The sequence below is a fragment of the Afipia birgiae 34632 genome (genome assembly GCF_000308295.2).
Lineage (GTDB): Bacteria > Pseudomonadota > Alphaproteobacteria > Rhizobiales > Xanthobacteraceae > Afipia > Afipia birgiae.
On sequence record NZ_HG326655.1, the window covers coordinates 51,269 to 77,818 of the forward strand.

Annotated in this window: 28 protein-coding genes; 13 read left to right on the forward strand and 15 right to left on the reverse strand. The window is 62.3% G+C overall.

Features of this window, described 5'->3' with window-relative positions; genetic code table 11:
- Positions 1 to 56: 56 nt before the first annotated feature.
- Complete coding sequence (locus BN32_RS27300; RefSeq protein WP_019200071.1) at positions 57 to 215, reverse strand: hypothetical protein; 159 nt, start codon at positions 213 to 215, stop codon at positions 57 to 59.
- Between the two features lie 6 nt (positions 216 to 221).
- Positions 222 to 614 carry a DUF4345 domain-containing protein gene (locus BN32_RS23230; RefSeq protein WP_019200070.1) on the reverse strand — a complete coding sequence of 131 codons (393 nt, stop codon included), beginning with the start codon at positions 612 to 614 and terminating at the stop codon, positions 222 to 224.
- A 178-nt stretch (positions 615 to 792) separates the two neighbouring features.
- Here BN32_RS23230 and BN32_RS23235 point away from each other — a divergent pair, with 178 nt between their 5' ends.
- The 4 genes from BN32_RS23235 to BN32_RS23250 all read left to right on the forward strand — a co-directional run bounded on the left by BN32_RS23235 (position 793) and on the right by BN32_RS23250 (position 5,843).
- The gene (locus BN32_RS23235) at positions 793 to 1,902 is read left to right on the forward strand and encodes an ATP-dependent DNA helicase (RefSeq protein ID WP_019200069.1); all 1,110 of its coding nucleotides are present in this window, start codon (positions 793 to 795) and stop codon (positions 1,900 to 1,902) included.
- A 181-nt stretch (positions 1,903 to 2,083) separates the two neighbouring features.
- The gene (locus tag BN32_RS23240; RefSeq protein ID WP_019200068.1) at positions 2,084 to 3,769 is read left to right on the forward strand and encodes a glycosyltransferase family protein; all 1,686 of its coding nucleotides are present in this window, start codon (positions 2,084 to 2,086) and stop codon (positions 3,767 to 3,769) included.
- A 166-nt stretch (positions 3,770 to 3,935) separates the two neighbouring features.
- Entirely contained in the window at positions 3,936 to 4,343 is a 408-nt protein-coding gene (locus BN32_RS23245; RefSeq protein ID WP_019200067.1) for a BA14K family protein, read from the forward strand.
- Positions 4,344 to 4,505: 162 nt separating this feature from the next.
- Entirely contained in the window at positions 4,506 to 5,843 is a 1,338-nt protein-coding gene (locus tag BN32_RS23250; protein ID WP_019200066.1) for a serine hydrolase domain-containing protein, read from the forward strand.
- Between the two features lie 107 nt (positions 5,844 to 5,950).
- On the opposite strand, the gene BN32_RS23255 is transcribed toward BN32_RS23250, so the two are convergent.
- The 5 genes from BN32_RS23255 to BN32_RS23280 form a co-directional block, all read right to left on the reverse strand.
- Positions 5,951 to 6,229 carry a hypothetical protein gene (locus tag BN32_RS23255; RefSeq protein ID WP_019200065.1) on the reverse strand — a complete coding sequence of 93 codons (279 nt, stop codon included), beginning with the start codon at positions 6,227 to 6,229 and terminating at the stop codon, positions 5,951 to 5,953.
- 124 nt (positions 6,230 to 6,353) lie between these two features.
- Complete coding sequence (locus BN32_RS23260; protein WP_040427625.1) at positions 6,354 to 6,833, reverse strand: SRPBCC domain-containing protein; 480 nt, start codon at positions 6,831 to 6,833, stop codon at positions 6,354 to 6,356.
- 51 nt (positions 6,834 to 6,884) lie between these two features.
- Entirely contained in the window at positions 6,885 to 7,232 is a 348-nt protein-coding gene (locus tag BN32_RS23265; protein ID WP_019200063.1) for an ArsR/SmtB family transcription factor, read from the reverse strand.
- Positions 7,233 to 7,808: 576 nt separating this feature from the next.
- Positions 7,809 to 9,305 carry a sensor domain-containing diguanylate cyclase gene (locus BN32_RS23275; protein WP_019200062.1) on the reverse strand — a complete coding sequence of 499 codons (1,497 nt, stop codon included), beginning with the start codon at positions 9,303 to 9,305 and terminating at the stop codon, positions 7,809 to 7,811.
- 144 nt (positions 9,306 to 9,449) lie between these two features.
- Entirely contained in the window at positions 9,450 to 11,102 is a 1,653-nt protein-coding gene (locus BN32_RS23280) for an outer membrane beta-barrel protein (protein ID WP_152343792.1), read from the reverse strand.
- A 246-nt stretch (positions 11,103 to 11,348) separates the two neighbouring features.
- Between BN32_RS23280 and BN32_RS23285 the strand changes: the two genes are divergently transcribed.
- Positions 11,349 to 12,362, forward strand: coding sequence for a KpsF/GutQ family sugar-phosphate isomerase (locus BN32_RS23285; protein WP_040427627.1), 1,014 nt, complete (start codon positions 11,349 to 11,351; stop codon positions 12,360 to 12,362).
- 9 nt (positions 12,363 to 12,371) lie between these two features.
- Here BN32_RS23285 and BN32_RS23290 read toward each other — a convergent pair whose 3' ends face one another.
- On the reverse strand, positions 12,372 to 12,917 hold the full coding sequence (locus BN32_RS23290) for a carboxymuconolactone decarboxylase family protein (RefSeq protein ID WP_019200059.1): 546 nt from the start codon (positions 12,915 to 12,917) through the stop codon (positions 12,372 to 12,374).
- A gap of 140 nt (positions 12,918 to 13,057) precedes the next feature.
- Here BN32_RS23290 and BN32_RS23295 point away from each other — a divergent pair, with 140 nt between their 5' ends.
- The gene (locus BN32_RS23295) at positions 13,058 to 13,336 is read left to right on the forward strand and encodes a winged helix-turn-helix transcriptional regulator (protein ID WP_019200058.1); all 279 of its coding nucleotides are present in this window, start codon (positions 13,058 to 13,060) and stop codon (positions 13,334 to 13,336) included.
- 5 nt (positions 13,337 to 13,341) lie between these two features.
- On the opposite strand, the gene BN32_RS23300 is transcribed toward BN32_RS23295, so the two are convergent.
- The 6 genes from BN32_RS23300 to BN32_RS23325 form a co-directional block, all read right to left on the reverse strand.
- Positions 13,342 to 13,785 carry an NfeD family protein gene (locus tag BN32_RS23300; protein WP_019200057.1) on the reverse strand — a complete coding sequence of 148 codons (444 nt, stop codon included), beginning with the start codon at positions 13,783 to 13,785 and terminating at the stop codon, positions 13,342 to 13,344.
- A 13-nt stretch (positions 13,786 to 13,798) separates the two neighbouring features.
- Positions 13,799 to 14,782, reverse strand: coding sequence for an SPFH domain-containing protein (locus BN32_RS23305; RefSeq protein WP_019200056.1), 984 nt, complete (start codon positions 14,780 to 14,782; stop codon positions 13,799 to 13,801).
- A gap of 138 nt (positions 14,783 to 14,920) precedes the next feature.
- The gene (gene hemH, locus BN32_RS23310) at positions 14,921 to 15,958 is read right to left on the reverse strand and encodes a ferrochelatase (RefSeq protein WP_019200055.1); all 1,038 of its coding nucleotides are present in this window, start codon (positions 15,956 to 15,958) and stop codon (positions 14,921 to 14,923) included.
- 49 nt (positions 15,959 to 16,007) lie between these two features.
- Positions 16,008 to 17,144: a nickel/cobalt transporter gene (locus BN32_RS23315; protein WP_019200054.1), complete on the reverse strand. Its 1,137-nt coding sequence runs from the start codon at positions 17,142 to 17,144 to the stop codon at positions 16,008 to 16,010.
- The gene (locus BN32_RS23320; RefSeq protein WP_019200053.1) at positions 17,144 to 17,797 is read right to left on the reverse strand and encodes a DUF1007 family protein; all 654 of its coding nucleotides are present in this window, start codon (positions 17,795 to 17,797) and stop codon (positions 17,144 to 17,146) included. The genes BN32_RS23315 and BN32_RS23320 overlap by 1 nt, the downstream gene beginning before the upstream one ends.
- Before the next feature lie 14 nt (positions 17,798 to 17,811).
- Positions 17,812 to 19,914: a M3 family metallopeptidase gene (locus BN32_RS23325; RefSeq protein WP_019200052.1), complete on the reverse strand. Its 2,103-nt coding sequence runs from the start codon at positions 19,912 to 19,914 to the stop codon at positions 17,812 to 17,814.
- 128 nt (positions 19,915 to 20,042) lie between these two features.
- Here BN32_RS23325 and BN32_RS23330 point away from each other — a divergent pair, with 128 nt between their 5' ends.
- The 7 genes from BN32_RS23330 to BN32_RS23360 all read left to right on the forward strand — a co-directional run bounded on the left by BN32_RS23330 (position 20,043) and on the right by BN32_RS23360 (position 26,032).
- Positions 20,043 to 20,303: a hypothetical protein gene (locus tag BN32_RS23330; protein WP_019200051.1), complete on the forward strand. Its 261-nt coding sequence runs from the start codon at positions 20,043 to 20,045 to the stop codon at positions 20,301 to 20,303.
- Positions 20,304 to 20,935: 632 nt separating this feature from the next.
- The gene (locus BN32_RS23335) at positions 20,936 to 22,078 is read left to right on the forward strand and encodes a type III PLP-dependent enzyme (protein ID WP_019200050.1); all 1,143 of its coding nucleotides are present in this window, start codon (positions 20,936 to 20,938) and stop codon (positions 22,076 to 22,078) included.
- Between the two features lie 117 nt (positions 22,079 to 22,195).
- Positions 22,196 to 22,792, forward strand: coding sequence for a GNAT family N-acetyltransferase (locus BN32_RS23340; protein WP_019200049.1), 597 nt, complete (start codon positions 22,196 to 22,198; stop codon positions 22,790 to 22,792).
- 73 nt (positions 22,793 to 22,865) lie between these two features.
- The gene (locus BN32_RS23345) at positions 22,866 to 23,255 is read left to right on the forward strand and encodes a RidA family protein (RefSeq protein ID WP_019200048.1); all 390 of its coding nucleotides are present in this window, start codon (positions 22,866 to 22,868) and stop codon (positions 23,253 to 23,255) included.
- A gap of 291 nt (positions 23,256 to 23,546) precedes the next feature.
- Positions 23,547 to 24,032: a GreA/GreB family elongation factor gene (locus BN32_RS23350; RefSeq protein WP_040427633.1), complete on the forward strand. Its 486-nt coding sequence runs from the start codon at positions 23,547 to 23,549 to the stop codon at positions 24,030 to 24,032.
- 11 nt (positions 24,033 to 24,043) lie between these two features.
- Complete coding sequence (rnk, locus tag BN32_RS23355) at positions 24,044 to 24,439, forward strand: nucleoside diphosphate kinase regulator (RefSeq protein WP_040427635.1); 396 nt, start codon at positions 24,044 to 24,046, stop codon at positions 24,437 to 24,439.
- Positions 24,440 to 24,595: 156 nt separating this feature from the next.
- Entirely contained in the window at positions 24,596 to 26,032 is a 1,437-nt protein-coding gene (locus BN32_RS23360) for a homospermidine synthase (RefSeq protein WP_019200045.1), read from the forward strand.
- Positions 26,033 to 26,082: 50 nt separating this feature from the next.
- On the opposite strand, the gene BN32_RS23365 is transcribed toward BN32_RS23360, so the two are convergent.
- Entirely contained in the window at positions 26,083 to 26,415 is a 333-nt protein-coding gene (locus tag BN32_RS23365) for a hypothetical protein (protein ID WP_019200044.1), read from the reverse strand.
- Positions 26,416 to 26,550: the final 135 nt, after the last annotated feature.

Here is a 26,550-nt window from a genome sequence, read left to right on the forward strand (position 1 = left end):
CGGCGTCAACTTACAGAAACGGACTGCCGTGACGCAACCCGCGTCGCGCCGCACGCTCAGGCGCGGGATGGCCGGTCGGAGCGTTCATAGATCACCGGCGGCGCGGGATCGTCACCCGCGGTGAAACGCAGATAGAAATTGTAGGCGAACAGACCGAACACCACCGCAATGAAGGCGATGACGAGAGTGATGACAATGCGTTTGAGGACAATCATCGTGCATCAATGCGGATGCAGTGCCGCGCGTCTGGCGACATGACGTTGCAGCAGCCAGAGCAGCGGCGCGTAGATCAATGTCATGAACATGCCGAACATGCTCCCGACGCTCGGAATGCCATGCAGCGTCACCGAATAGAGTTCCGCCAGACCGCCCAGAACGATCATGAACGTCAAAATCCCGAACCGCTCGCGGTAACGTTCGACGTGGAGGATCGAGAGCAGAAGAACGACGCCCATTCCCGCCATCATGCCCGACAGAAGCCGGAAGTAGTTGTCGACCGTGATCGTGCCGACACCGTGCATGAACTGCACGCCGAGGACCACACCGGACAGGCCCAGCCCAAGCAGCACCAGCGCGCTGAACGCCGTGGCGATCTGCAGAAAAAAACGTTCCATGAGCCCACCGGTTGATTTGGACCTTGCAGGCCGAACCATATATGAGAAGCGGCGGCGATTGCGACGGATGTTTCACCGTGAATCGCCGCATTATTTGCCATCGCACCAGCTGCGAGTCAGCTATGCACATGTGCCCGCGCTTGCGGCTCACTTCATATAAAGTATTCACCACATCACGATGACCACCTTTACGCCGCATCAGGATCAGGCGCTCCGCGCCGTCGCCGACTGGCTCAAGGCCAAGCCAGGCAGGAATGGCACGCCGCCGGTATTCCGGCTGTTCGGCTATGCCGGAACCGGCAAGACCACGCTGGCGCGGCATATCGCGGACGGCGTCAACGGCAACGTGAAGTTCGCCGCTTTCACGGGCAAGGCGGCGCTGGTCATGCGCAACAAGGGCTGCGACAACGCTTCCACGATTCATTCGCTGATCTACCGCACCCGCGAATCCGGCGAAGAGCAGCCGAGCTTTGAGCTGTGGGACGACGCGCCCGCCTCCAAGGCCAAGCTGATCGTCATCGACGAATGTTCGATGGTGGACGCGGAATTGGGCCGTGACCTGATGTCGTTCGATTGCCCGCTGCTGGTGCTGGGCGATCCGGCGCAGTTGCCGCCGATCCAGGGCGGCGGCTTTTTCACCGATGCCGAACCGGACGCGATGCTCACCGAGGTTCACCGTCAGGCGCAGGACGATCCGATCGTGCGAATGTCGATGGCGGTGCGCGAAGGCCGGTCGCTCGATCTCGGCACCTTCGGTGAGTCTGAAGTGGTGCGGCGTGATGCGCTCGATCCGGATCGGGTGATGGCGGCGGATCAGGTTCTGGTCGGCCGGAACAACACCCGCCGCGCCTACAACATGCGGGTGCGGCAGAAACAGAACATCGAGGATCCGTTGCCGGTGGCGGGCGACAAGCTGGTCTGCCTGCGCAACAACCGCAAGAAGGCGCTGTTCAACGGCGGCCTGTGGCGCGTGAAATCGCGCACGCCGTCGAAATCGAAAATTCTCACCATGCGGCTTTCGCCTGACGAGGAATTCGGCGCGAAGGTCACCAAGGTTTCGGTGCGGCAGGATTGCTTCAGCGGCGGCATCGAGGACATTCCGTGGGAGCAGCGCCGCCCCTACGACGAGTTCGATTACGGCTACGTGCTGACGGTGCACAAGTCACAAGGCTCGCAGTGGAACGACGTCGTGCTGTTCGACGAGAGCTTCGCCTTTCAGGACAGCCGCGCCCGCTGGCTCTACACCGGCATTACCCGCGCGGCGAAACGGTTAACGGTGGTGGTCTAATACTTTTTGCTGGTGCCCTCTTTCGCATCGCAAAATGCAATTTCCTTGAGCAGGTGCCTTTTCAACACCTATGGTCGTTCCCAAGCAGGCCGAAAGGGCTGGCTTCGCCGTGGGGGCATGGCGAGCGGAGAGCTGCAACAGCGGACGCGCGCCAGATAGGTGGGCTGAGGAACGCCGGGGGATGACCGATTCCACAAGTGGCGGGCTGGATCTTTCCGGCCGCGATCTCGCTGGCGCCGGTCTCGGCGAGCGGCTGAAGCGCTATGCGCAGTGGCTCAGCCGGCGCAACGCATTTGACCTGGCTTCCTGCGCCGCGCTGGCCGCGCTTGTCGTTGTCGCGCTGTGGACCTTCCAGAACTACGCGATCTCCAACGACGAGGGCGTGCAGCATCGCTACGGCGAGCTGATCATCGCCTACTACAAGAGCGGCTTCACCGACCAGTCGCTGTTCAAGCTCGACAACCTCTATCTCTACGGCGGACTGTTCGACATCGCCGCGCTCGGTCTGGCGCAGATCCTGCCCGTCGATCAGTACGAACTGCGCCATCTGCTGTGCGCACTGATCGGCATCGGCGGCATCGGCGCTGCGGCCGCCACGGCGCGGCTGATCGCAAACCCGCGCGCCGCCTTCTTCACCATCGTGGCGCTGGTGCTGTGTGGCTCGTGGTACGGCGGCATGTTCAACCACACCAAGGGCATTCCGCTGGCCGCCTTCATGGCCGGCGCGATGTATTTCCTGATCCGCGCCACCCGCGATCTGCCGGTGCCGCGGATGCGCGACGTGATCGGATTCGGCGTCATGACCGGCGCCGCGCTCGGCATCAGGTCGCTCAGCCTGCTGCTGATCGGATATGCCGGTCTCGCCATTCTGCTGAGTGTGCCCCGCCCGGTGATCGGCCACTGGCAGGAGCGCACGCGGTTCGTGATGCGATCGGCCCTGTGGTTCCTGCCCGCGCTGCTGATCGCCTATGTCATCATGATCGCGGCGTGGCCATGGGCGGCGCTGTCGCCGCTCAATCCGATCCGCGGTCTGCTGTCGTTCAACGACTTCCACTATCACATCCGCACGATCCTGTTCGGCAAGGTCTACGAGATGGCCGACGTGCCGCGTTACTACGTGCCCACCTACATCGCGATCCGGCTGCCGCTGCTGACGCTCGGCGGAACGCTGCTTGCGCTCGCACTGCTCCTGCTGCCGGAACGCATCGGCGGCATCAGCGGTGCGCGCCGCCGCGAACTCGGGCTGATTGCGTTCGCCGCGATTTTCCCGGTGGCGTGTCAGGTCATCACCGAGGGACCGGCGCTCGACGGCTGGCGCCATTTCCTGTTCGTGTTTCCGCCGATTGCAATTCTCGCCGGCGTCGGCCTCAGCGCCTCGATCAGCGCGCTGGCGCGGCTGCATCGCGGCACCATGATCGTCTGGCTCGCCATCGTCTCCACGGGATACACCTGGACGGCTGGCAAACTGTATCACCTGCATCCCTATGAGTATCTCTACTACAATCAGCTCGTCGGCGGACTGGAAGGCGCGTCGCGGCGCTTCGTCACCGATTACTGGGTCAACATCATGCCCGAGGCGGTGGAGGAGCTGCACGATTTCCTCGACCGCACCGAGCCCGCCACAGCGAAGACCAACACCTATCGTGTCGCCGTTTGCGGCGAGCGCGTCTCTTATGAAGAGTATGCACGTCCGAACCTGCAATGGCTCAGGATGCATGACTGGCGTCTCGCCGATTTCTACATCGCGCCGACACACATGAACTGCGACCGTATCCTTGCCGGAAAGGTCATCGGCAAAATCGAGCGCCTGGGCGTGACGATCGGCGTGATCAAGGATCGCCGCGCCGTGCGGGAGCGTGAAGAATGACTCGCAGCACGAACGGCTGCAACAATTCCCCACCAAGATACCGGCGCTCGCCAAGATACCGACATTAATACTTCGGAAAGTGTAAGCGATCGTGGGAAACTTTCCGCACCGCGATGAGTTATGATCAATCCACCCGAAATTCTCGATCCAAACTAAAGGAATAGATATGCGAACTGGAAAACTTCTCGCAGCCGCGCTGCTTGCCGGCTCGACAGCCCTTGCCGTCTCGCAGCCCGCAGCCGCGGCGCCGCTGATGAGCAACACGCTGCTGTCTGGCGTGGCTTCAACCTCAAGCAACGTCGAGAGCGTGCAGTATTATCCCGTTCGCCGCCATGGTCATGGCCATGGTCACCATGGATACGGCCACCATCATCGCCACGGATACGGCTATGGCGGCACTGCTGCGGGCGTCGGCCTCGGTCTCGCCGCGGGTGCAGTGATCGGCGGCGCGATTGCCGCTTCGCAGGCACAGGCGCAACAGAACCACGCTTACTGTTCGCAGCGCTATCGCTCCTACGATCCGGCGTCGGGCACCTACCTGAACAACAACGGCAACCGCTATCCTTGCCCGTAAGTTGGCCCGCAAGTCCTGAACGATCACCAAAACCGCGAGACGAATGTCTCGCGGTTTTTTGTTGATGCAATACTGCAATACCTATGGTTTGCGATGGGGCGCTCGGCTAGGCTCCGCGCATCGCCGCAAGGCGAAACAAAAAACGACCACCGGGGAAATGCCATGATGAGTGCCACCATCCGCACGCATGCCGCACGATATGCTGTCGCCCTGCTCACGCTCACGGGGGTGAACATGATTCCTTCCACCGGAGTGGATGCGCAAACCGCCCAGCCGCTTCCGACAGCAGCGCAGACCGATCCGAAGACGCTCGGCATGATGCAGGGCTTTCCGCCGCCCCCGGACAAGACCATCCGCTTTATCGACGGCTCGTCGTCACGTTTTCCGAACACCCGCTGGTCGTTCAGCCACTTCCGCGAACTGGTGCCGACCGCGGCGGTGTCGCGCGGCGAAGCACCGGTGGTGCCGCTGCCGCGCGCCGAACGCGATCTCGGCGGCGTCGCCATCACCACCATGGACGGCAAGCCGATCACCTTCAACGACGCGATGCAGCTGACCTATACCGACGGCATCGTCGTGCTGCACAAGGGCAAGATCGTCTTCGAAAAGTATTTCGGCGAAGGCAGCCCGCAGCTGCCGCACATCGCATTCTCGGTGACGAAGTCCTTCGTCGGCACGCTGGCGGCGGTGCTCGCGGCCAACGGCAAACTCGATCCCGCAGCGCCCGTCACCAAGTACGTGCCCGAACTGAAAGACACGGCCTATGGCGACGCCACCGTGCGCCAGGTGATGGATATGACCATCGGCGTGAAGTTCTCGGAAAACTATTCCGATCCGAATGCCGAAGTGTTCGACTACGCCCGCGCCGGCGGCATGATGCCGATCGCCCCCGGCTATCAGGGGCCGCGCAGCTTTTACGACTTCCTCGTCAAGCTGAACAAGGAAGGCGAGCACGGCCAGGCCTTTGCCTACAAGACGGCGAACGCCGAAGTGCTGGCCTGGATCGTCAAGCGCGCCTCAGGCCAGTCGCTGGCGGACCTGCTGTCGTCGGAAATCTGGTCGAAGCTCGGCGCGGAGCATGACGGTTACTTCATGGTCGACAGCGTCGGAACGGAATCCGGCGGCGGCGGCCTCAACACCGGGCTGCGCGATCTCGCACGCTTCGGCGAAATGATGCGCAACAAGGGCAAGTTCAACGGCCAGCAGGTGATTCCTGAAGCCGCCGTCGCCGACGTGGCGCAAGGCGGCAAGAAGGAGGACTTCGCCAAGGCCGGTTACGCACTGCTGAAGGGCTGGTCCTATCGCGACATGTGGTGGATCACCCACAACGAGCATAACGCCTACATGGCGCGCGGCATCTACGGCCAGAGCGTGTATGTCGATCCGACCGCAGAGATGGTGATCGCCCGCTACGCCTCGCATCCGATGGCGGCCAACGCCGCCAACGATCCGGTCTCGCTGCCGATGTACATGGCGCTGGCGAAGGAACTGATGAAGTAGGCGCGCTTTCGCGCATGCTGCACGAGCCTTGATGTGACAACAGCGTCGTCCCCGCTTTCGCGGGGACGACGTGCGGTGAAATCGCCCCCGATCGCTTCTTGCCGATGCTAGGCCACATCCCGCCGCGGCATCGCGATCACAGCATGCGCGGACACATCGTCCAGCACCTGCCGCAATTCCTCCTCCAGATATTCGTTGGCGATGATCAGCGCCTTGAGCGCGCCGCGAAGATCGCCGCCACAGGTGGCGATCGCGCTGTCGACAGCGCGGTCGTAACGGTCGATGTCTTTCTGCGTGGCCGGTGTAAACATGATGGCATCCCCGATGCTGGCAGAGAACCCGCCCGGCCGGGACATATGGTCCGGCAGTCGCGGCGTGATTTTCATGTTCTTTATTTGTTCTTTGCGGGATCGCGCTGTCAAGAGGCCCACCCGGTTTACCCACATTCAGCACCGGCGCGAAAACGCCGGCGGCAACGCACCTCCGGACGCCTTCGGCCGAAGCTAACGCTCAAAGCGTTTGCAGATGAGCGGCGAGACGATCGGTGCTGACGCTGATCATGTCGCTGAAGCCCATCTGGGCGGCGAAATCGCGCTCGGCGATCGAATTGAACCGCGCCACCAGTTTCCACTTGGTCTGCTGGCCGTGATCCTCGAACGTCACGATGTTGACGCAGGTCGGCGGGCCGCCTTGTGCCTTGCCGTGATTGACGTCCTGCCAGACCAGCCGCTCCGGCCGGACCACTTCCACAAAGATGAAGTTGAAGGTGAACTGCTGACCGTCCGGGGTACGCATGACGTGATGCCATTTGCCGCCGGGGCGAACGTCCATCTCGCAGACCGGATTGGTGAAGCCCGGCCCACCCCACCATTGCGACACGTGTTTCGGATCGGTCATGGTCTCCCAGACAAGATCCCGTGGCGCATCGAACATGCGGCTCATCAGGATCACCGCTTCCGTAACGGAGTTAGCTTCTACGCTTGCACTCATGGGGTTTCCTTTCATGACCTTCGTGACGATTTGAGGCGGGTTCGCAAACACTCAGACGCCGGAGGAATCGGAGCCGGGCTTCTTCATGGTCTTCAGGTAGTCGGCGAGGTGATCGAGGCTGCGGTCCCAGAACCGCCGATAGCCTTCCACCCACTCGGAAATGTCCGCGAGCGGCGCCGCCTCGAGATGGCAGGGCCGCCATTGGGCCTCGCGCCCGCGCGAGATCAGCCCGGCCGTTTCCAGCACCTTCAGATGCTTGGACACCGCCGCCAGACTCATGTCGTAAGGCTCGGCCAGTTCAGTCACCGTGGCATCGCCGGTCGCCAGCCGCGCCAGGATGCCCCGCCGGGTTGGGTCCGCGAGGGCAAAGAGTGTCGAGGAAAGCCGGTCTTGAGCCATCGGAGGCCTATATTCAACCTATCAGTTAACAACCTTTTGGTTGAATACAGGCGAACCAGCCAGGCGTCAAGCATGTTGGTGCCCAGCGGTCTTGACATTTCCCGATATTGTGATTATATTCCTACAGTCCCGTTCGTGAGGGGCGCTTCTCGAGGGCGCTTTTGAAGCGGAGCAGGATGCGGCGCCCGCGCGCATGGTTCGCAGCCATGTCGTCCGGGAGGCTGGGGTCAGCGTCCGGGCCAACTATGTGGCTCTGCTCATCGAGAGCTGGACGCGGACAGGATGAAGGCCGGCGAAAGCCAGCCGGATCGAGGCGCGTGTCGCGCCTGTCCTGTCCCGGAAGCACGCTCCCCTCGCCCAAAATCGCCGCGAATGGAGCGCCGTGAGGCGACGCGCTTCCCTTCGCACGGGAAGCGAAACAACACATTTGCGCCTCGCGGCGCTCCATGCCCCTCATGCTTTAGGGGCAGAACCAAAAGCTCACCTCGCGCGATGCGCGAGAACGAGCGCGCGTGGCTTTCGTTCGCGCGAACGGGGCAAGCCCCACACGCGCATGCTGTTTGAAAATTGAATCCGTTACGCGACGCGCGACAGATTCTCTCTCTGCGTTGCCACCGATTGATTGCGCCCGCGCGATTTGGCCTCATACAGCGCCTTGTCGGCCGCTTCGACCAGGTCTGTCGGCTGCAGCGATGCATTCGGCACGATGCTCGCCACACCGATGCTGACGGTGGTGGCCCATTTGTCCGCGGACAGCATTTCCACGTTTGTTCGGATGTTTTCCCCGACAGCCAATGCCGCATCCACCGAAAGACCGGACAGCAGCACGGCGAATTCCTCGCCGCCGTATCGCGCGGCGCAATCGCCCGAGCGCTGCGCTGCTCCCGCAATGCTGCCTGCGATCCGCACCAGCAACTGATCGCCGGCCTGATGCCCGAACATATCGTTGTAGGTCTTGAAGTGGTCGGCATCGATCATCAACAGCGCAAGCGGCTCCTGACAGCGGTGCGCACGCAGCCATTCCTGCACAATGACCTGATCGAACTTGCGGCGGTTCCTGAGACCGGTCAGGGCATCTGTCGTCGCAAGCCCCTCGAGCTTGTCTTCGGCGCGTTCGCGCCGCTTGATTTCCCGCACAATGATCATTGTCGCGCCGGTGACAAACGCGATCAGCGCCAGCATGATCCCGCCGACCCGAAACGCCTGCCTGCGCCAGATCGCGAAAATATCGGTCCAGGACTTCCCCACGACCACAACGAGCGGGCGGCTGCTGTCGCGCCACGTGTAAAGCCGATCGATCGGATCCACCGCGCCAGATCCGGAAAACGATCCGCTCTGCTCAACGAACAGGCGCTGCACACCGTGGCCTTGACCCAGGTCCTTGCCGATCACGTCGAGATCGAAGGGCGTGCGCATGATGACCACGCCGTCGTGACGCAGCACGGCGATGACGTCCTGCGGTGCAAGAGTGAGGCGCCCGAACAGATCGTGGAAATAGCTGAACCGCAAGGAACCGACGACCGCCCCGAGAAATGCCCCGTCCTTGCCCGTAATCCGGCGGCTCAGCACCACCGAATAGGCTCCGCGATACTGGCCCGGACGATCGATGAACAGGCCGGCATCAGAATTGTCACGATGGACGCGGAAGTAATCCTCGTCGGCGCGGTTCTCCGGCGTCGCATCGAACGTCCCGGAATCGTGAAGGAGATTGCCCGCGGCGTCGAACACCTGGATCGTCCCGAAGTGCTTCGCGGTGGCCGCATGATCAAACAGGATGAGATGGAGCAGCCGCTTGCTGATGCCAGCCAGTTCGGGTTCGACCATGTTGCTTGCGACATTGCGCAGCGACAGATCGTAAAGCTCGACGTTGCGGCTGATGTCGGAATCGATGGTGGTGGCGAGGTTCTCCATGGTCTGAAGCGCCAGTGCCTGTTCGCCGCGGCGCATGTCGAACATCACGCTGCCGCAGACGGCTGAAAAGCCGACAATCGTCGCGATCGAACACCATATCAGCAGCTTTGCCGATATCCGCCCCGGTCGGGCTGCCTGATCCTTTGGCCGTCGAAACCACATCGCACACTGTTCCCCAAGTGTGCCTAGATGCGCCGTAATTCGTTGCGGTGGTCTTTAGATGATCCGCTTCATATGGTTCGGAGTTAAAGAAATATTTCCGGATTAAATACGATTGGACCAAGCCTGCAATCCGACGGCATGCTGCTACCGCTGTACGCGAATGCCGAGCATCACCACCGTGGCGGCGGAGTTGGCGCCGACCGAACTGTCCAGCCAGTCGTGGCGCACCTGCGCCTTGATCTGGAACGTGCGCGACAGCTTGTAGACCAGATCGCCTTCCACGAAGTAGCGCCTGTCGAACCGCGTGCCGTCGTAGTCCGATGTGCCGGTGCCGACCTTCGCGGTGCCGATCAGCCAGCGGCGAAATGCATGATCAACCTGCAACGCGTAATCGCGGGAAATCACGCCGGAGACGCCGGGCAGCGTGGTCTCACCGATGGATGAGGTTGCGTCGAACCGCACCGTGGTCAGCCCGGATGCGGTCCAGATCAGCGATGCGCTGGTCAAGAGGCCCTTCATGTCGGAGAGACGCGGGTCCTGATAGGTGCGCAGCGAATAGCCGACCGCCGCCTCGCCGGTCAGCAGCCGCGAGAATTCGAACGAGGAGCCGGCCTTCACATAGCCACCGTTGGAATCGCGCTGATAGCCGGCCCGGTCAAACTTCACATCGTGAAGGCGGGTGTCGGCCCCCACCTCGCCGAACGGCTTGAGGCCGGGCATCAGGTCGTAGCTGACGCGCGTGAGCCCACCGAACTGGTTGTAGTTGCGGTCGTCGTTGGTTGTGCTCGAACCGTCGGTGAGCATCGACTGCTGATACGTCGTGCGATCGGCGAGGCCCGCGACCGAAACCTGCAGGCGGTTGAAATCGTGCTCGATGCCCGCGGTGCCGCCAATCGCTGTCGCCAGCGGGTATTTCGCGAGGCCCATCTGGATGTTCGGCGAACCCGGATTGTCGGTAAAGACCCGCATGCGCAGTTCGGTGTTGATGCGGGTGTCGCGCGTGACGTCGATACGGCCGTTGATCCTGCCGTTGAAGGCCGGCGCGTTGATGTTGGTCGGCACCGGCGAAGGCCCGACGATGCCAGGCGGAAAGGTCGTGGCGTAGCCGGTGAAGGAGCCGCGCAGATCGGCGATCAGCGAATGGCGCTCCCAGTCCGACGCGATCAGCAACTCCGGCGCGATCGTGTAGAACCCCGAGCCTTTCGGCTGGCTGATACGGCCGGGATTGGTGCTGTAGCCACCCCAGAGTTCGACCGCAGCCTTGGTGAGAAATACGCCGGTGTGGAAGCCGACATTGGCGAACGGATCGTCGTCGGGCCTCAGGCGGCGGCGCGGCGGCTGGCCGGGAAACGTCCCGGCCACTGACGGCGACACCTGCGCGGCGACTCGTGCGCGTGGTGTGGACGGCGACGGGTTGCCTGGACCGACGAACTTCGGCTTCGGTGCGCCGGGATAAAGCTTCGGCTTCTTCCGCACGCGATTGAGCGAATCGAAGCCGCTGTCCGATGCGCCGGACGCAGGCGGAATGCCATAGGTCGGGATCGCGCCGATCCGCGACGGCGCCCGCGCATCGCGCCGGAGCGAGTCATCGTCCGCCTGCGCAGTCCGGCGCAGCAGCGACTGGTCACGCGGAGCGAACCCGCCCTGCGTGGGGCTCAGCATGTCAGGAGTCAGCGTCTGTGCGACCGCCGCTGCCGGGTGCCACACGGCCAGCAGAACGCACACCGGCAGCGCACGCCATTGGGGCGCACGCCAGCGATGGTTCCACAACCGGACAGGTTGCTGCGAGCCTTGCACTTCCACTCATCTCCCGGCCCCAGAAAGCCACTCGGGGCCGCGCCGAAAAACCAACAACTTCAGTTAATTGCGGACGAAACGCCGCCGGCGGCGCTGGAAAAACGCCGTTAACAGAGTTAAAACAATTATGGTTAACGGGCCGTTGCGAGGGCCGGACCGCGTCGCATCATCGGCTTCGATGTGCTAGGTAAACTCCCCGGATCGAAGCGCGCACGGCGCTCCCTCCCCGCTCAATTGGAACCTGTGATGGCCAGCTCAAAATCGCGGACAGCGACCCCTTCCGCGACTCGCGCCGTTTCGGCTGCGATCGAATCCGCGTTGCGCACGCTCGACGCCGAGGCAAGCGGCGTCACCGCGCTGGCGACCGCCCTGCAATCCGATCTCGGACCCGCATTCGATGCCGCCGTCGCGCGGGTTCGCGAGGCCAAGGGCCGCCTGATCGTGACGGGGCTCGGCAAGTCCGGCCACATCGGCAAGAAAATGGCGGCGACCTTCGCCTCCACCGGCACCCCCGCCTTCTTCGTTCACGCAGCCGAAGCCAGCCACGGCGACCTCGGCATGATCACCGCCGACGACGTTATCCTCGCGCTGTCGTGGTCCGGCGAGACCGCCGAACTGAAGAACCTCATCAATTACTCGCGCCGCTTCCGCATCGGGCTGATCGCGGTGACGTCCGAGGCGGACTCAACGCTGGGCGCTGCCGCCGACATCGTGCTGACGCTGCCGAAGGCCCGCGAGGCCTGCCCGCACAATCTCGCGCCGACGACGTCGTCGCTGATGCAGCTCGCGCTCGGCGACGCACTCGCCGTCGCGCTGCTGGAGAGCCGCGGGTTCACCGCGCTCGATTTCAGCGCGCTGCATCCTTCGGGCAAACTGGGCGCGATGCTGAAATTCGTGCGCGACCTGATGCACAAGGACAGCGCGGTCCCGGTGAAGCCGCTCGGCACCAAGATGTCCGACGCGCTGGTTGAGATGACGTCGAAGGGCTTCGGCTGTGTGGGCATCATCGATGCGCGCGGCGAGATCGCCGGCATCGTCACCGACGGTGATTTGCGCCGTCACATGCGGCCCGACCTGATGACTGCCATTGTCGACGACGTCATGACAAAAAATCCGAAGACCATCAGCCCCGACCTGCTCGCCAGCGAGGCGCTGGAGATCCTCAACGCGTCGAAAATCACCGCGCTGATCGTCACTGACGGAAAGAAGCCGGTCGGCATCGTGCACCTGCACGATATTCTGCGTGCAGGTGTCGCGTAACGCCGCAGTCTATTTCTGCGGGAATCGCGCCACGCTGGGCTCGAGGGGCAGATCCAGCGCGTTGGCAAAATACGAAACCGTCCGATAGAAACCGCAGAGCTGGATGATCTCCAGGATCTGAACTTCGCTGTAGTGTGCCTTGAGCCCCTCGAACTCGTTGCCGCTCCACGTTGCGTTGGAGTGCAGGGCATCGACGGCTGCGATCAGTGCCTGTTCGGCCTCCGTCCAGCATGCGGCATCGGCGGGTTCGAGCACCGTAGCGCGGACCTGCTCATCGGTCAGATGCGCCGGGCCTGCAAAAATCGTGACATGAACACCCCATTCGTATTCGCAGCGTGTCAGCGCGCAGGTGCGATCAATGACGATCTCCCGCTCCCGGAGCGTCAGTGGGCCTCGATCCAGCAGGCTGCCATTGCGAAACTTCTTGTAGGCGCGCTCGCTGGTCGCGACGGTGCGAAACAGCACCAACGGCGGGATACCCGGCGGCATGATCGCGTCGAACTGGCTCTGAATCTCCGGTGCGTAAGGCGGCTCCAGCGGCGCGATCCGTGACATCTCCAACTCCTATGCTACAATAATGATAGCGATATGCTACATTTTTAATAGCGCGAGGCAAGAGGCCATTCGTGACCCGAAAACCGATTCCAGCGGACCGAATCAAGCCAGCGCGCGGCTCCAAATCAGGCCGCCCGATCATGGTATTGCTCGATCTTCTGGGCCGGCGCTGGACACTGAGAATTGTCTGGGAGATGCGCGATCAGGCGCTGACCTCGCGCGAGTTGCGCGCAGCGTGTGACGACGCGTCACCCACAGTGATTCAGGCCCGGCTGGCCGAACTGCGCGAAGCCGGTTTCGTCGAGAAGCTCGACGCCGGCGGCTATCGCCTGACAACGCTGGGCAAAGAACTGCTGGGCACGTTCATGCCGCTGCACCATTTCGCGGACAAATGGAGCAAAGCCGGAAAGCCGAAATGACGCGTCTAGGCCGGCTCCACACGCAGGCTCGCCCCATCGGCTTGCACGATCCTGACGCGGCTGCCGGACGCGGCGTCCGGCCCCGAGACACGCCAGACCGTATCGTCGATCCGCACCGTGCCGATGCCATCGACAATCGGCTTCTCGAGCGTGAAGACGCGTCCGATCAGGCCTTCTGCGCGCTTGTTGAGGAACGGTTTGTCAGTCGTACCTGCATTCCGCCCGGAGTAATATCGCCATAACGGCACCATCGCGATCGACAATGCCGCGAAAATGATGATTTGCGCCTGCCACGACCATGCGACGCCGAACGACAGCAGCCCGACGATCAACGCGGCGAGCCCAAGCCACAGCATGAACACACCGGGCGCGAACGTCTCGATCGCCATCAGCACGACGCTGAGGATCAGCCAGTTCCAAATCCCGAGTTTCGACAGAAGGTCTACCATCCGATGCAACCCTTCACGTTGTAGACTTCGGTGAATTGGTGTTCGGCACGGTCGGCGGTCGGCGCGGTGCGGAAGCCGATCCGCCATCGCCGAAGGTCGCCTTGGCGATCTCGCCAATTCCCGCGAGAGAACTCAGCATCCCGGTCGCTTCCATCGGCAGCATGATGATCTTCTGGTTTGGAGATTCGGCGAGTTGGCCGAACGCCTTGATATATTTGTCGGCGATGAAGTAGTTCAGCGCGGCCACGTCGCCGCTGGCAATGGCATTGCTGACCATTTGCGTGGCTTTCGCCTCGGCTTCAGCCGCACGCTCACGCGCCTCGGCGTCGCGGAAAGCCGCTTCGCGGCGTCCTTCAGCCTGAAGGATTTGCGACTGCTTGGCGCCCTCGGCGCGCAGGATTTCGGATTGGCGCTGGCCTTCCGCCTGAAGGATGTCCGCGCGCTTGACACGTTCCGCTTTCATCTGACGGCCCATCGCTTCGACGAGATCGTGCGGAGGCACGATGTCCTTGATCTCAATACGGTTGACCTTGACGCCCCAGGGCGAGACCGCAGCGTCGACCACGCGCAGCAGCCGCTCGTTGATCTCATCGCGATGCGAGAGCACCTGATCAAGATCCATCGAGCCCATCACCGAGCGGATGTTGGTCATGGTTAGCGTCACGATGGCCTGATTGAGATTGGAGACCTCGTAACTTGCCTTGGCCGCATCAAACACCTGGTAGAAGGTGACGCCGTCCACGGTGACGGTGGCGTTGTCCTTGGTGATGACCTCCTGCTGCGGAATTTCAATCACCTGCTCCATCATGTTCACCTTGCGGCCGACGCGATCGAAATAGGGAATGATGATATTGAGGCCCGGTCCCAGCGTGCGGGTATATTTGCCGAACCGCTCGATCGTCCAGTCGTAGCCTTGCGACACCGTTTTGACACCGGCAAAGAGCGTAAGAACGACAAGCAGAACAAACGCAATCGCGAAAATATCGAAACCGGACATTGAAAACTCCCTGCGGATGAATCGGAACGCGAGCCTCGGCGTAAGACTAGCACGACTGCACCACAGCCGCTCTGCCCCGGGTCGATTCTTGGTCGATCAAACGGAGAATACGGTTCGAACAAACCGCTCGCCGGCCTGTCAGATCCAGCCTTGCAGTTCGCGCAGGACGATCTGGCGGATCACATCCATGCCCTCGTCGCTGTCGTTGAGACACGGGATGGCCGAGAATTCCTGACCGCCCGCCTTGTGGAATATCTCGGCATTTTCGAGCGCAATCTCTTCAAGCGTTTCAATGCAGTCGGCCGAGAAGCCCGGCGTCACAACGGCAATTCGCCGCACACCGTCCTTCGCGAGCTGCTCGACGGTTTGGGCGGTGTAGGGCTGAAGCCATTCCTGATAACCGAAGCGCGACTGGAACGTCAGCATCAGGCCCTTTTCGTCCAGCCCCATGCGCGCACGCAGCGCTTCGATCGTGGCCACACACTGCGCCTGATAGGGATCGCCCTTGTCGATGTAGGATTGCGGCATGCCGTGGAACGACGCGATGATGCGCTCGGGCTTGAACGACAGCGTTGCAAGATGCCGCTCGATCGAGACCGCGAGGGCGTCGATGTACCCCGGATCGTCATAGTACGGCGGCGTGAAGCGAACCGTCGGCTGCGCACGCATGTCCTTCAGGGCGGCAGCGACCTTGTCGACCACCGTGGCCGAGGTCGAGGCCGAATATTGCGGGTAGAGCGGCATCACCAGAATTCGGTCGCAACCTTGGGCTGTCAGCGCGTCGATCCGCGATTTGAGCGACGGGTTGCCGTAGCGCATGCCCCAATCGACGATGACGTGTTTCTGATCGGCAATCGACGCTGCCAGCTTCTCAGCCTGCGCGCGCGTAATCGTTTTCAGCGGCGACTCGTTCCGCTCGGTATTCCATATCTTGACATAATCCTTCGCCTTGCGGCTTGGGCGGATCACAAGGACGATCCCGTTGAGGATCAGTTGCCAGATCAGCCCCTGATTTTCGATCACCCGCGGATCGGACAGGAACTCCCGAAGGTAAATCCGGACACCGCGCGCGTCGGCGGTATCGGGCGTGCCGAGATTAACCAGCACCACACCGACGCGTGAAGGCGCCGCCTGTGCGGCCGGCCGATGTGCATCGAGGGGAGTAACTGCCATCATGATGCATCTGGCATCGCGCGTTGCCCAAATGTTGTCAAGGCAACGGCGATCAGAAGCAGGTGACGCGTTCCGCCGCAATGTATCCCAGCAGCAGACCGATGCCGAACAGCATCACCAGAGCGGCCGCGCCGAACTCGATGCCGCGCAGCAGGACCGCGCCACCGCCGTCGCGGCCGGCGGCCATGCGGCTCGCAAGCCCCTTTGCCGATACCGCGACGATCGCAATAGCTGAAACAGTGATCGCAGTGCCAAGCCCCATCAACAGTGTCGCGGCAACACCGGCCCAGAACAGACCTTGCGCCAATGCGAACACCAGCACCAGAATGGCCCCGGAGCACGGCCGGATACCGACCGTCAGGATGGCGCTCAAGCCGCGCGACCAGCCCCCGGGACCGGCAAGCTGGCTGGGTTCTGGACCATGTGAATGGCGGCAATGTTCGTCGTGAACATGGCCGGTGTGATCGTGCGCATGATGATCATGTCCGTGATGGTCATGAACGTTACGTGCATGAGCCGCACCATGCGAATGATCGTGCGTGTGATCATGGTGGTTGTGATCATGAGTGTGCGCATGCGCCACGGCCGGAGCCAATTGCGCCGTCGGCACGGCGCGCAGCGTGCGCAAAGCGCGGACAAACCCGCCGCCTTTGCTCCAGACCAGCCGCGCGCCGAGCGCCGCGATCAGGCCGTAGCTCGCAATTTCGATGACACGCTCCGCGCTGCACATGGTCTTCGCGGTGGCATTCAGCAGCAGCGCTCCGACGCCCACGATTGCAATCGCGACCAATGCCTGCATCAGGGCCGATGCGAACGACAGCACGATGCCACGCTTTGCCGTTTCCTCGTTGGCGACGAGATAGGACGAGATCACCGCCTTGCCGTGACCGGGACCCGCTGCGTGAAATACGCCGTAAGCAAACGAAATACCGAGCAGCGCCCACACCGCACTGCCGTCAGTCCTGGCCGCACGGATCGTCGCCGACATCTGGCGGTAGAACTCGGACTGTTTGGCAAGCAGCCAGCCGATGATGCCACCAACCTGCGGGTCCGGCACAGCCCCCTTGGGCGCGCCGAACGGATTCTGCGCCCAGGCACCATGGAGCAGGCTATCGGCGAGGCCGGCAGCAGCGAGCACAACAAAAACGGAAATCGCAATCCGCGTATGCACCGGACGGGATGTGTACATCAAGGACAATCCACCGTGATCTTGTTCGCAAACATCGCGCCGTAATTCGAATTGTCGCCGTTCAGGAAGGACTGCTCGTTCATGGTCTGCGCCTGCGCGCTGCCGTCGCTCGGGCGCTGGAACGCCAGTTTGCAGTTCGCGGGCGCCCCGACCAGCGCAACCGGGTCTTTCTCATCCAGCTTGAAGTCGATGAAGTAGGACGGATCGAACACCTCCAGCGCCAGCGCCTGTGTCTTGACTGGCGTTTTGAACGGCAGCGTGAAGTGCAGCGTCAGCGCCGCATCCTTGTACTCGAGGTAGTAGTCGATCGGATCGTTGAACTTTTCCTTCTTTTGGCTGCCCGCAGCGCCCGCCTTGGCGAAGGTGAAGAAGGCGTAATCCTTGAGAGACTCAACGTTGGTCTGCGCGAGCGGCTTCAGTTCATCGCGGGTGTAGACGCCTTTCGTCTTGGTCTCGATGCCTTGCAGGGCATAGGTCGAGAACATGTCATCGAAGGTCCAGGCGTGACGCACACCGGTGATCGCCCCGTCGGGCGCATAGACCAATTGGCTCTTGGCCACGATCCAGACATGTGGATGCGCCTGCGCGCTGCTCGCCGCCAATGCAAACGTAATCGCGACGCACAGATATTGAATGAAACGATACAGCTTCATGTGAAAGACTCGCCCTATGCCGCTTCGGGTTCATTCAACAATCCGCGCCGGCGCAACAGCGCGTCAGGCTCGGGCTTGCGGCCCCGGAACGCAATGTAGGCATCTTCAGGATCGCGTGATCCGCCGGATGAGTAGATATCATCGTGCAGACGCTTCGCCACCGCCGGATCGAAAATGTCATGCGCTTCCTCGAACGCGCCAAACGCATCCGCATCCATCACCTCGGACCACATGTAGCTGTAATAGCCCGACGCATAGTGATCGCCGGAGAAGATATGGCCGAATTGCTGCGGCCGGTGGCGCAGCGCGATTTCTGCAGGCATGCCGATTTTGTCCAATTCCTGCTTCTCGAAGGCGCGGACGTCGGTGATCGAGGCCGCCGGCTGGGTATGGAATTCAAGGTCCATCAACGCGGAGGAGACGAATTCCACCGTGGCGAAGCCCTGATTGAACTTGCGCGCGGCGATGAAGCGCTTGAGCAGATCCGCCGGCAGCGGTTCGCCGGTCTGGTAGTGCCGCGCGAACTTCTGCAGCACTTCCGGCCGCTCCTGCCAGTGCTCGTAAAGCTGCGACGGCAGCTCGACGAAATCCGTGAACACGCTGGTCCCGGACAGCGACGGGTACATCACGTTCGATAACATGCCGTGCAGCCCGTGGCCGAATTCGTGAAACAGGGTGCGGGCATCGTCCGGCGACAACAGCGACGGCTGGCCGTCCGTTCCCTTGGAGAAATTGCAGACATTGATGATCAGCGGCGCAACATCGCCGTCAAGCTTCTGCTGATCGCGCAGCGACGTCATCCACGCGCCCGAGCGCTTGGAGGGACGCGCGAAGTAATCGCCATAGAACAGCGCCTTGTGGTTACCCTTGGCATCCTTGACCTCCCAGACCCGTACGTCCGGATGCCAGACAGGGACGTCCTTGCGCTCGTTGAAGGTGAGGCCGAACAGCCGATGCGCCACGTCGAAGGCGGCGTCGATCATGTTGTCGAGCGCCAGATAGGGCTTGATGGCGGCATCGTCGAAGTTGGCGCGGCGCTGGCGCAATTTCTCGGCGTAATGGCGCCAGTCCCAGGCGGCGAGCTTGAAGTTGCCACCCTCCTCGGCGATCAGTGCCTGCAACGCGTCACGATCGGCCATGGCGCGCGTGCGGGCCGGTTTCCAGACCCGCTCCAGTAGGCCGCGCACAGCCTGCGGCGTCTTGGCCATGGAGTCTTCAAGACGGTAGGCGGCGAAACTCGGATAGCCGAGCAGCTTCGCCCGTTCCTCGCGCAGCCTCAAAACCTCGAGAATGATGGCGCTGTTGTCGTTGTCGTTCTGGTTGTCGCCGCGGGCGGTGAAGGCCTTGAATACCTTCTCGCGCAGGTCTCGGCGGCTTGAGTCCTTCAGGAAGGGCTCGACGAAGGAGCGCGACAGCGTCACCACCATCTTGCCCGGCACCCCGCGCTCCTCGGCTGCGGCCTTGGCGGCGGCGACGAAGCTGTCGGGCAGCCCCGCAAGATCGCCTTCGCCAAGCTCCATGGTCCAGTCCTGCTCATCACCCAGCAGGTGGTGGCTGAACGAGGTGGCAAGATAGGCCAGCCGCTCGTTGATCTCGGCGGTGCGCGCCTTGGCGGCCTCGCTGAGGCCGGCGCCTGAGCGGTGGAAGCTGGTCCAGGTCCGCTCCAGCAGCCGCGCCTGCTCCGGCGTCAGCTTGAGCGAAGCGGCATTGTCGCGCAGCGTGGCGACCCGGGCAAACAGCGCGGCGTCCATGGAGATCGGATTCCAGTGCCGCGCCTGCTTCAACGCGACCTCGGATTCGATCTTGAGCAAATCGGGGTTCGAATGCGCGCCGACGAGGTCATAGAACACCGCCGACACCTTGGAGAGCAGCTTGCCCGCCCGCTCCAGCGCTGTGACGGTATTCTCGAACGTCGGCTCGGCCGGGTTGGCCTTGATCGCCTCGATCTCCGCAGTGTGGTCCGCAAAGGCCTTGTCGAAGGCCGGCAGGAAGTGCTCCGGGCGAATCTCGGCGAAAGGCGGCGTCTCGAAGGGCGTCTGCCAGGCCTGCAAGAGCGGATTGGCTCCCGGCACTTGGGAAGAGGAGGCGACGGCAGCCGTTGAGGACGCTTCTGACATGGTGAGGCCTTATTTCCAGCGATTTCCAGAGCCTCTCTATATCATCCGGTGGGGCTTTTTTGCGCCCTTAACGCTTGATTGGAGCCGCGATTTCGCAGAGATTGCGGCCCGAAACAGGATCAGAAGCCATGAACGCCAAGAAGCTTGAAGCCAACGCCCGCGAAATCGCGTGGCCCAGCGTCATCACCGTCGTCAGCGCCGCCATCCTGATCGGCGCCGAGGTGTTCGGCGCGGCTTTCGCCGGCGGCTGGGCGCTAGCGATCCTGTTCGGTCTCAGCGACACCAGCGCTCACATCGTCCAGATCGTGCTCTTCCTGATCGGCGTCGCCATCATGATCGCCTTCTTACGCGGCGCGCAGCGCGTCGAGCCGTTCACCCGCAAGGTTTGAGGCTTCGCCTCGGCGCTCCGCGCGCTCAAAACTTAACGCGCGTTCATCTTTCTCAACGCCTGTTCACAGCAAGCGCGACATTTCGATCACGCCATGGGGAAACTTGCCCCGTGGTGTAAAAAATACTTGCGAAGCCGAGTCAAAACTCATATTTCCAGCCTTGCCCAATTTCGCACGTGCCTGTGGTCGTGTGTCAGTCGGTAGGTATCCGGACAAGAGGCCGGACAGCCGCCAAGGGGATGAAGAACCGAGGGTCGCTCAAGTCGCAAGACTTTAGAGGCCAGCATCTCTCTCAAGGGATGCCGTTGAAGGTGACTTCTCTCCTTGCAACCGTGACTGGCAGCCGGAGGCGAACCGGCGCACCCCGCTCTCAACGGGGGACGCGACTTAAAGCAACGACGGATCGGGCTTTTTTGGTCTCTGTTGGCTTTCCACCAGCCAGCGCGAATACCGAAGAGGCTTGTCCTTCATTGCCAGGTGTGCGGGCGGGAGCTTTCCCAACCAATCCACGGCAGCACAGTCTGGTCTGAGTGTCGGCTATTGTCGCGTCTCCATCGTGCGACATGGCCTGAGCGCTCATACCCGGCATCATTTTTTGGACGGTCCGTCGCAGGGCCGTTTGGGAGAGTGCTATGACCGAACGCATCCAGGAATTCCTGCGCAACCGCCGCAGCGAGGGCCTCGACACCGAGCCGTGCCTCGTCGTCGACCTCGAAGTCGTGCGCGACAACTACCAGACTTTTGCGAAGGCGCTCCCTGACTCGCGCGTATTCTATGCGGTCAAGGCAAACCCGTCGCCTGAGGTGCTGTCGCTGCTGGCCTCGATGGGCTCGTGCTTCGACACCGCGACCGTCGCCGAGATCGAAATGGCGCTGGCTGCCGGTGCGACGCCGGACCGTGTCTCTTTCGGCAACACGATCAAGAAGGAGCGTGATATCGCGCGCGCCTACGCGCTCGGCATCCGCATGTTCGCGGTCGATTGCTCCGCCGAAGTCGAGAAGATCGCCCGTGCCGCTCCCGGCGCGAAGGTGTTCTGCCGCATTCTTTACGATTGCGCAGGCGCCGAGTGGCCGCTGTCGCGCAAGTTCGGTTGTGATCCGGAGATGGCTGTCGACGTGCTCGATCTCGCCAAGCGTCTGGGCCTGGAGCCTTATGGAATCTCGTTCCATGTCGGTTCGCAGCAGCGCAAGGTGAAGGCGTGGGACCGTGCGCTGGCGATGGCCTCGACGGTGTTCCGTGACTGTGCCGAGCGTGGGATCAACCTGTCCATGGTCAACATGGGCGGCGGATTCCCGACGAAGTACCTCAAGGACGTTCCTCCGGTCGTGCAGTACGGCCGGTCGATCTTCCGTGCGCTTCGCAAGCACTTCGGCAACCAGATCCCGGAGACCATCATCGAGCCGGGCCGCGGCATGGTCGGCAACGCGGGCATCATCGAGACGGAAGTCGTTCTGATCTCGAAGAAGAGCGACGACGATGAGAACCGTTGGGTCTACCTCGACATCGGCAAGTTCGGCGGTCTCGCCGAGACGATGGACGAGTCGATCCGTTACGCGATCCGCACGCCACACGACGGCGCGGATATGGCTCCGTGCATTCTCGCCGGCCCGACCTGCGACTCCGCAGACGTGCTGTACGAGAAGGTGCCGTACCCCCTGCCCGTCACGCTCGAGATCGGCGACAAGCTGCTGATCGAAGGCACGGGTGCGTATACGTCGACGTACTCGTCGGTGGCCTTCAACGGCATCCCGCCGCTGAAGACCTACCACATCTGAGCTTCGCTCAGACCTGAATAACCGGGAGCCGGTCCGCCGGCTCCCATCCCGTCACATCGCTATTTTGCTGACAACGCTCCGCGGCTGCTTGCCGTTTGGAGTGGGGACTGACGTGCCATGACTGCTGTTTGGAAAGAGACTGCTACCCTCACCCTTGAGGCCGCTCCGTTCGCGATCCGCGCGGAGCGAGCTTCGGACATCGCCGCGCGTGAAGCGCTGCTGGACGCGAGCTTCGGCGAAGGCCGTCACGCGCGCACCTGTCAGCGTCTGCGCGACGGACGTGCGCCCGCCGAAGGCCTCGCCTTCTCCGCGGTGCATGAAGGGCGCGTGGTCGGCACCGTACGGTTGTGGCACGTCAGCGCCGGCGGCATCCCGGCACTGGTGCTCGGCCCGCTCGCGGTCGACGCCTCCTGCCGCAAGCTCGGCGTCGGCGCGGCGCTGATGAATCACGCGCTGGCGGCGGCGAAAGCACGCGGCCATGGCGCAGTCATTCTGCGCGGTGACGCGGCCTATTACAGCCGCTTCGGCTTCTCTCCCGAGAAGACCGGCGAGCTGGCGCTGCCCGGTCCGTTCGAACGCGATCGGCTGCTGGCAGTCGAACTGCGCGACGGCGCGCTGAATGAGGCCTGGGGCATGATTGTCGCGACCGGCATGAAGGCCCGGCGTGCGCGCGTGGCAGGAAAAGCCCGGAAATTGGTCGTCCAGGCCGCTTGATTTGAGCGCAAAGACCCGGCATTGCGGGGCCTGAAATGAGCCCCGTAATTCTGCTGTCACAAGGAAAAGACCGATGTCCCGCCGCCTGATTTCATCCGGATCGCCGTTCGAGAAGATCGCCGGCTACAGCCGCGCCGTTGTCGATGGTGACTTCTGTTTCGTCGCCGGCACCACGGGCTATGATCCCGTTACCAAGGTCCTGCCCGAAGACGTCGCCGAACAGACGCGCAACTGCTTCAAGACCATCGGCATCGCGCTGAAGGAAGGCGGCTTCGAGATGGCCGACCTCGTGCGCGCGACCTATTACGTCACCGACGCCAAGGACTTCGATGCAGTGTTTGCCGTGTGCGGAGAAACACTCGGCGACATCCGGCCAGCGGCGACGATTCTTGCGGTCTCCGGCCTCTACAAGCCCGAGATGAAAGTCGAGATCGAAGTCACCGCCAAGCGTCGCGGCGCCTGATCCTCTTTTGCGCACCTTCTCTTCAAGATGGCCCGGAACAGCCGGGCCATCTTGTCGCAGCCTATCCGTTGACTTTCTGGCCGCCGACCCTACCTTAAGCTGATCATGTCGAACGTCTGCACCAACCACTCGCTGTTTCGCGCAGGTCGCCTCCAAACTGGACGGTGACCCGGGCGGACGCGCGTTTGCGCCGTTCCGGGTAATTTGCAGTTCGTTTTATCCCCGCAAAAATTGAATCACGAAAGTCGCGCGGCACGGTTTGTGCCGATGCGTTCCGTTGTGAGGCACGTCATGATGTCAGAGCCCATTCCACCGGTCAGCATCGCATCCGGCGATCTCAACCGCCTGAAAAGATTGGCGGTAGAAGCCGTCAGCAAGCGCCATCCGATCGGCCGCTTCCTGCTCACCGAAATCGAGCGGGCGACAGTGTATGAACCAGCCTTCGCGCCGGAACGCTGCGTCCGGCTCGATGACTGGGTGACATTTCGCGCGGACGAAAATGAGCCGCTGGAGAGCCGCATCCTGGTTCTTCCGGACAATTTCCGCAACAGCACGCTTCATCTGTCCGTACTCTCGCCGTTGGGGGCGGCGCTGATCGGCCTGCATGCCGGTTCGCGCATCCGTTACGTCGGCTTTGATGGCGTTCCGCATATCGCCATGGTGGAGAATCTCGATCCGCCAGCCGGCGTGATTTCTCTTTTGCAGCGGCGGTCCATGAGGTCCTCGCAACGAGCCGACAACAACAACCCCGACCGTCCAGGTCCCACAGCTGCTTGATGGTGATGAACATGATCAACTACCTGCACCCGGAACTGCCTCCGATCTCCCTGCGCATGTGCGATGTCGATCGGCTGCGCAACATCGCTGAAGCCGCATCCGAAAAATATCCGCAGACGTGCGATTTTCTCGCGCGCGAAATCGAGCGTGCAGAGATTTTGCCGGATGCACGATTGCTGCCGGGCCTCGTCGCAATGGAATCCGAGGTCACCTTCCGCGACGACATCAGCGGCCAGGAACGGACGGTGACGCTGGTTTATCCGGAAGCTGCGAACGTCGATGCCGGAAAGATTTCCATTCTGACGCCGATCGGTGCGGCGCTGATCGGCCTGTCGGTCGGACAGACCATCGAGTTCCAGACCCCGGCTGGGGGCTGGCGGGCCCTGACTGTGCTGCAAGTCAAATAATCGCGGTCGCGACGCGATCCCCTCCGGATCGCGTCCGCACGACGATTGTATGAAAACCCTTTGTGAAAGTCTCGGCGGCAAGCCACCGTTGCCGTCATCCCCCAGTTGCCGTAAGTCCTGCGCGGCAGCCCTTCCCCGCTATCCGGAGTTTCAGTGATGACATCCCCCATTCACGCACGCATCAGCGGCCCGATCGTCATGGTCGGCTTCGGCTCCATTGGCAAAGGCACGCTGCCGATGATCGAGCGGCATCTCGATTACGACAAGTCGCGCATCACGGTGATCGATCCCAAGGACGAAGGCCGCAAGGCACATTGCGAGAAGCACAACGTGCGCTTCATCCAGCAGGGCCTGACCAAGGACAATTACCGCGAACTGCTGACACCGCTGCTCACCGAAGGCGGCGGCCAGGGTTTCTGCGTCAACCTTTCAGTCGACACCGGCTCAACCGACATCATGGAGCTCTGCAACGAACTCGGCGCGCTCTATATCGACACGGTCAATGAGCCTTGGCTCGGCTTCTATTTCGATGCGTCGAAGGGCCCGGAAGCGCGTTCCAACTACGCCCTGCGCGAGAACACGCTGGCCGCCAAGAGAGCTCGTCCCGCAGGCTCGACGACGGCCGTCTCCTGCTGTGGCGCCAATCCCGGCATGGTCTCGTTCTTCGTCAAGCAGGCCTTGCTGAATGTGGCCACTGACCTCAAGCTCAATGCCCCGAAGCCGAAGACCAAGGGCGAATGGGCGGACCTGATGCGCCAGGCCGGCATCAAAGGCATCCACATCGCCGAACGCGACACCCAGCGCTCGAAGAAGCCGAAAGAGCCGGACGTATTCGTCAACACGTGGTCGGTGGAAGGCTTCCTGTCGGAAGGCGTGCAGCCGTCCGAACTCGGCTGGGGCACCCATGAAAAATGGATGCCCGAGAATGCACACACCCACGAAGCCGGCTGCGGCGCGGCGATCTATCTGATGCAGCCCGGCGCCGACACGCGTGTGCGCACCTGGTGTCCGACCCGCGGGGCGCAATACGGGTTCCTTGTCACCCACAACGAGTCGATCTCGATCTCCGACTATTTCACGGTGCGCGACGCATCCGGCGCGGTCGTCTACCGGCCGACTTGCCATTATGCCTATCACCCTGCGGATGATGCAGTGCTCTCGCTGCACGAAATGTTCGGCCGCGCAGCCAAGGCGCAGGAGAAGCATCACATTCTCGACGAGACCGAGATTGTCGACGGCATCGACGAGCTCGGCGTGCTGCTGTTCGGCCACGACAACAACGCCTATTGGTACGGCTCGCAGCTCTCCATTGAGGAAACGCGGAAACTCGCGCCCTATCAGAACGCCACTGGCCTGCAGGTGACCTCCGCCGTACTCGGCGGCATGGTGTGGGCATTGGAAAACCCGAACGAAGGCATCGTCGAAACCGACGAGATGGATTTCGATCGCCTGCTGGAAATCCAGAAGCCATATCTCGGGCCGGTGAAGGGCTACTACACCGACTGGACACCGCTGACCGATCGTCCCGGGCTGTTCCCGGAAGACATCGACACCAGCGATCCATGGCAGTTCCGGAATATTCTGGTGCGCTGATTGGATCGATAGATGATGTAGGGCCAGACCGGCGTCTGGCCTTTATCTTTTTAGTTCCTGATCGGCTCGCCCGTTTTTTCAGCCGGTGCGGGCGGCAACGCAGGCTTCGCACCGGCCTTCTGTGCGCCAGCGTCAGGCCGCGCCGGTTCGGGCGCAGGAGTAGTCGGCCTCGTGCCGCCCGGCGTGGATTCCGCCGGCCCATCACTCTTGCCGGCCGGAACAGACGGCTGCGACTCCGGTGGTTGCGTCGTTTGCGCCAAATGAATCTGGCCGCGTGACGCGAGTTGCATCAGCGAAATCCCGGACAGCGTCAGACCGCCCGCGATCAGGATCGCGGACAGCATGAGATCGGTTCGATTCGTTCGCTTTTCATTCGGAGTCATCTCGGCACCCGTCGATCGCCCATTGGAGAAAGACAACGGATGGTCACATCAATGGTTCCGGGAGTAACCCGCGCGTGCGATGTCGCACTCAATGAATTGTGAATGAAAACACGGAACCCGACTGCGCACTACGCT

What these genes read in the sequence shown, in the direction of transcription:
- BN32_RS23295 (WP_019200058.1), top strand. Translation starts at nt 13,058, where the DNA reads ATGGTATTGCTCGATCTTCTGGGCCGGCGCTGGACACTGAGAATTGTC.
- BN32_RS23345 (WP_019200048.1), top strand. Translation starts at nt 22,866, where the DNA reads ATGTCCCGCCGCCTGATTTCATCCGGATCGCCGTTCGAGAAGATCGCC.
- BN32_RS23305 (WP_019200056.1), bottom strand. Translation starts at nt 14,782, where the DNA reads ATGTCCGGTTTCGATATTTTCGCGATTGCGTTTGTTCTGCTTGTCGTT.
- BN32_RS27300 (WP_019200071.1), bottom strand. Translation starts at nt 215, where the DNA reads ATGATTGTCCTCAAACGCATTGTCATCACTCTCGTCATCGCCTTCATT.
- BN32_RS23340 (WP_019200049.1), top strand. Translation starts at nt 22,196, where the DNA reads ATGACTGCTGTTTGGAAAGAGACTGCTACCCTCACCCTTGAGGCCGCT.
- BN32_RS23320 (WP_019200053.1), bottom strand. Translation starts at nt 17,797, where the DNA reads ATGAAGCTGTATCGTTTCATTCAATATCTGTGCGTCGCGATTACGTTT.
- BN32_RS23235 (WP_019200069.1), top strand. Translation starts at nt 793, where the DNA reads ATGACCACCTTTACGCCGCATCAGGATCAGGCGCTCCGCGCCGTCGCC.
- BN32_RS23245 (WP_019200067.1), top strand. Translation starts at nt 3,936, where the DNA reads ATGCGAACTGGAAAACTTCTCGCAGCCGCGCTGCTTGCCGGCTCGACA.
- BN32_RS23330 (WP_019200051.1), top strand. Translation starts at nt 20,043, where the DNA reads ATGAACGCCAAGAAGCTTGAAGCCAACGCCCGCGAAATCGCGTGGCCC.
- BN32_RS23335 (WP_019200050.1), top strand. Translation starts at nt 20,936, where the DNA reads ATGACCGAACGCATCCAGGAATTCCTGCGCAACCGCCGCAGCGAGGGC.
- BN32_RS23300 (WP_019200057.1), bottom strand. Translation starts at nt 13,785, where the DNA reads ATGGTAGACCTTCTGTCGAAACTCGGGATTTGGAACTGGCTGATCCTC.
- BN32_RS23275 (WP_019200062.1), bottom strand. Translation starts at nt 9,305, where the DNA reads ATGTGGTTTCGACGGCCAAAGGATCAGGCAGCCCGACCGGGGCGGATA.
- BN32_RS23265 (WP_019200063.1), bottom strand. Translation starts at nt 7,232, where the DNA reads ATGGCTCAAGACCGGCTTTCCTCGACACTCTTTGCCCTCGCGGACCCA.
- rnk (WP_040427635.1), top strand. Translation starts at nt 24,044, where the DNA reads ATGATCAACTACCTGCACCCGGAACTGCCTCCGATCTCCCTGCGCATG.
- BN32_RS23230 (WP_019200070.1), bottom strand. Translation starts at nt 614, where the DNA reads ATGGAACGTTTTTTTCTGCAGATCGCCACGGCGTTCAGCGCGCTGGTG.
- BN32_RS23360 (WP_019200045.1), top strand. Translation starts at nt 24,596, where the DNA reads ATGACATCCCCCATTCACGCACGCATCAGCGGCCCGATCGTCATGGTC.
- BN32_RS23315 (WP_019200054.1), bottom strand. Translation starts at nt 17,144, where the DNA reads ATGTACACATCCCGTCCGGTGCATACGCGGATTGCGATTTCCGTTTTT.
- BN32_RS23290 (WP_019200059.1), bottom strand. Translation starts at nt 12,917, where the DNA reads ATGTCACGGATCGCGCCGCTGGAGCCGCCTTACGCACCGGAGATTCAG.
- BN32_RS23260 (WP_040427625.1), bottom strand. Translation starts at nt 6,833, where the DNA reads ATGAGTGCAAGCGTAGAAGCTAACTCCGTTACGGAAGCGGTGATCCTG.
- BN32_RS23250 (WP_019200066.1), top strand. Translation starts at nt 4,506, where the DNA reads ATGATGAGTGCCACCATCCGCACGCATGCCGCACGATATGCTGTCGCC.
- BN32_RS23365 (WP_019200044.1), bottom strand. Translation starts at nt 26,415, where the DNA reads ATGACTCCGAATGAAAAGCGAACGAATCGAACCGATCTCATGCTGTCC.
- BN32_RS23255 (WP_019200065.1), bottom strand. Translation starts at nt 6,229, where the DNA reads ATGAAAATCACGCCGCGACTGCCGGACCATATGTCCCGGCCGGGCGGG.
- BN32_RS23325 (WP_019200052.1), bottom strand. Translation starts at nt 19,914, where the DNA reads ATGTCAGAAGCGTCCTCAACGGCTGCCGTCGCCTCCTCTTCCCAAGTG.
- BN32_RS23350 (WP_040427633.1), top strand. Translation starts at nt 23,547, where the DNA reads ATGATGTCAGAGCCCATTCCACCGGTCAGCATCGCATCCGGCGATCTC.
- BN32_RS23285 (WP_040427627.1), top strand. Translation starts at nt 11,349, where the DNA reads ATGGCCAGCTCAAAATCGCGGACAGCGACCCCTTCCGCGACTCGCGCC.
- hemH (WP_019200055.1), bottom strand. Translation starts at nt 15,958, where the DNA reads ATGATGGCAGTTACTCCCCTCGATGCACATCGGCCGGCCGCACAGGCG.
- BN32_RS23240 (WP_019200068.1), top strand. Translation starts at nt 2,084, where the DNA reads ATGACCGATTCCACAAGTGGCGGGCTGGATCTTTCCGGCCGCGATCTC.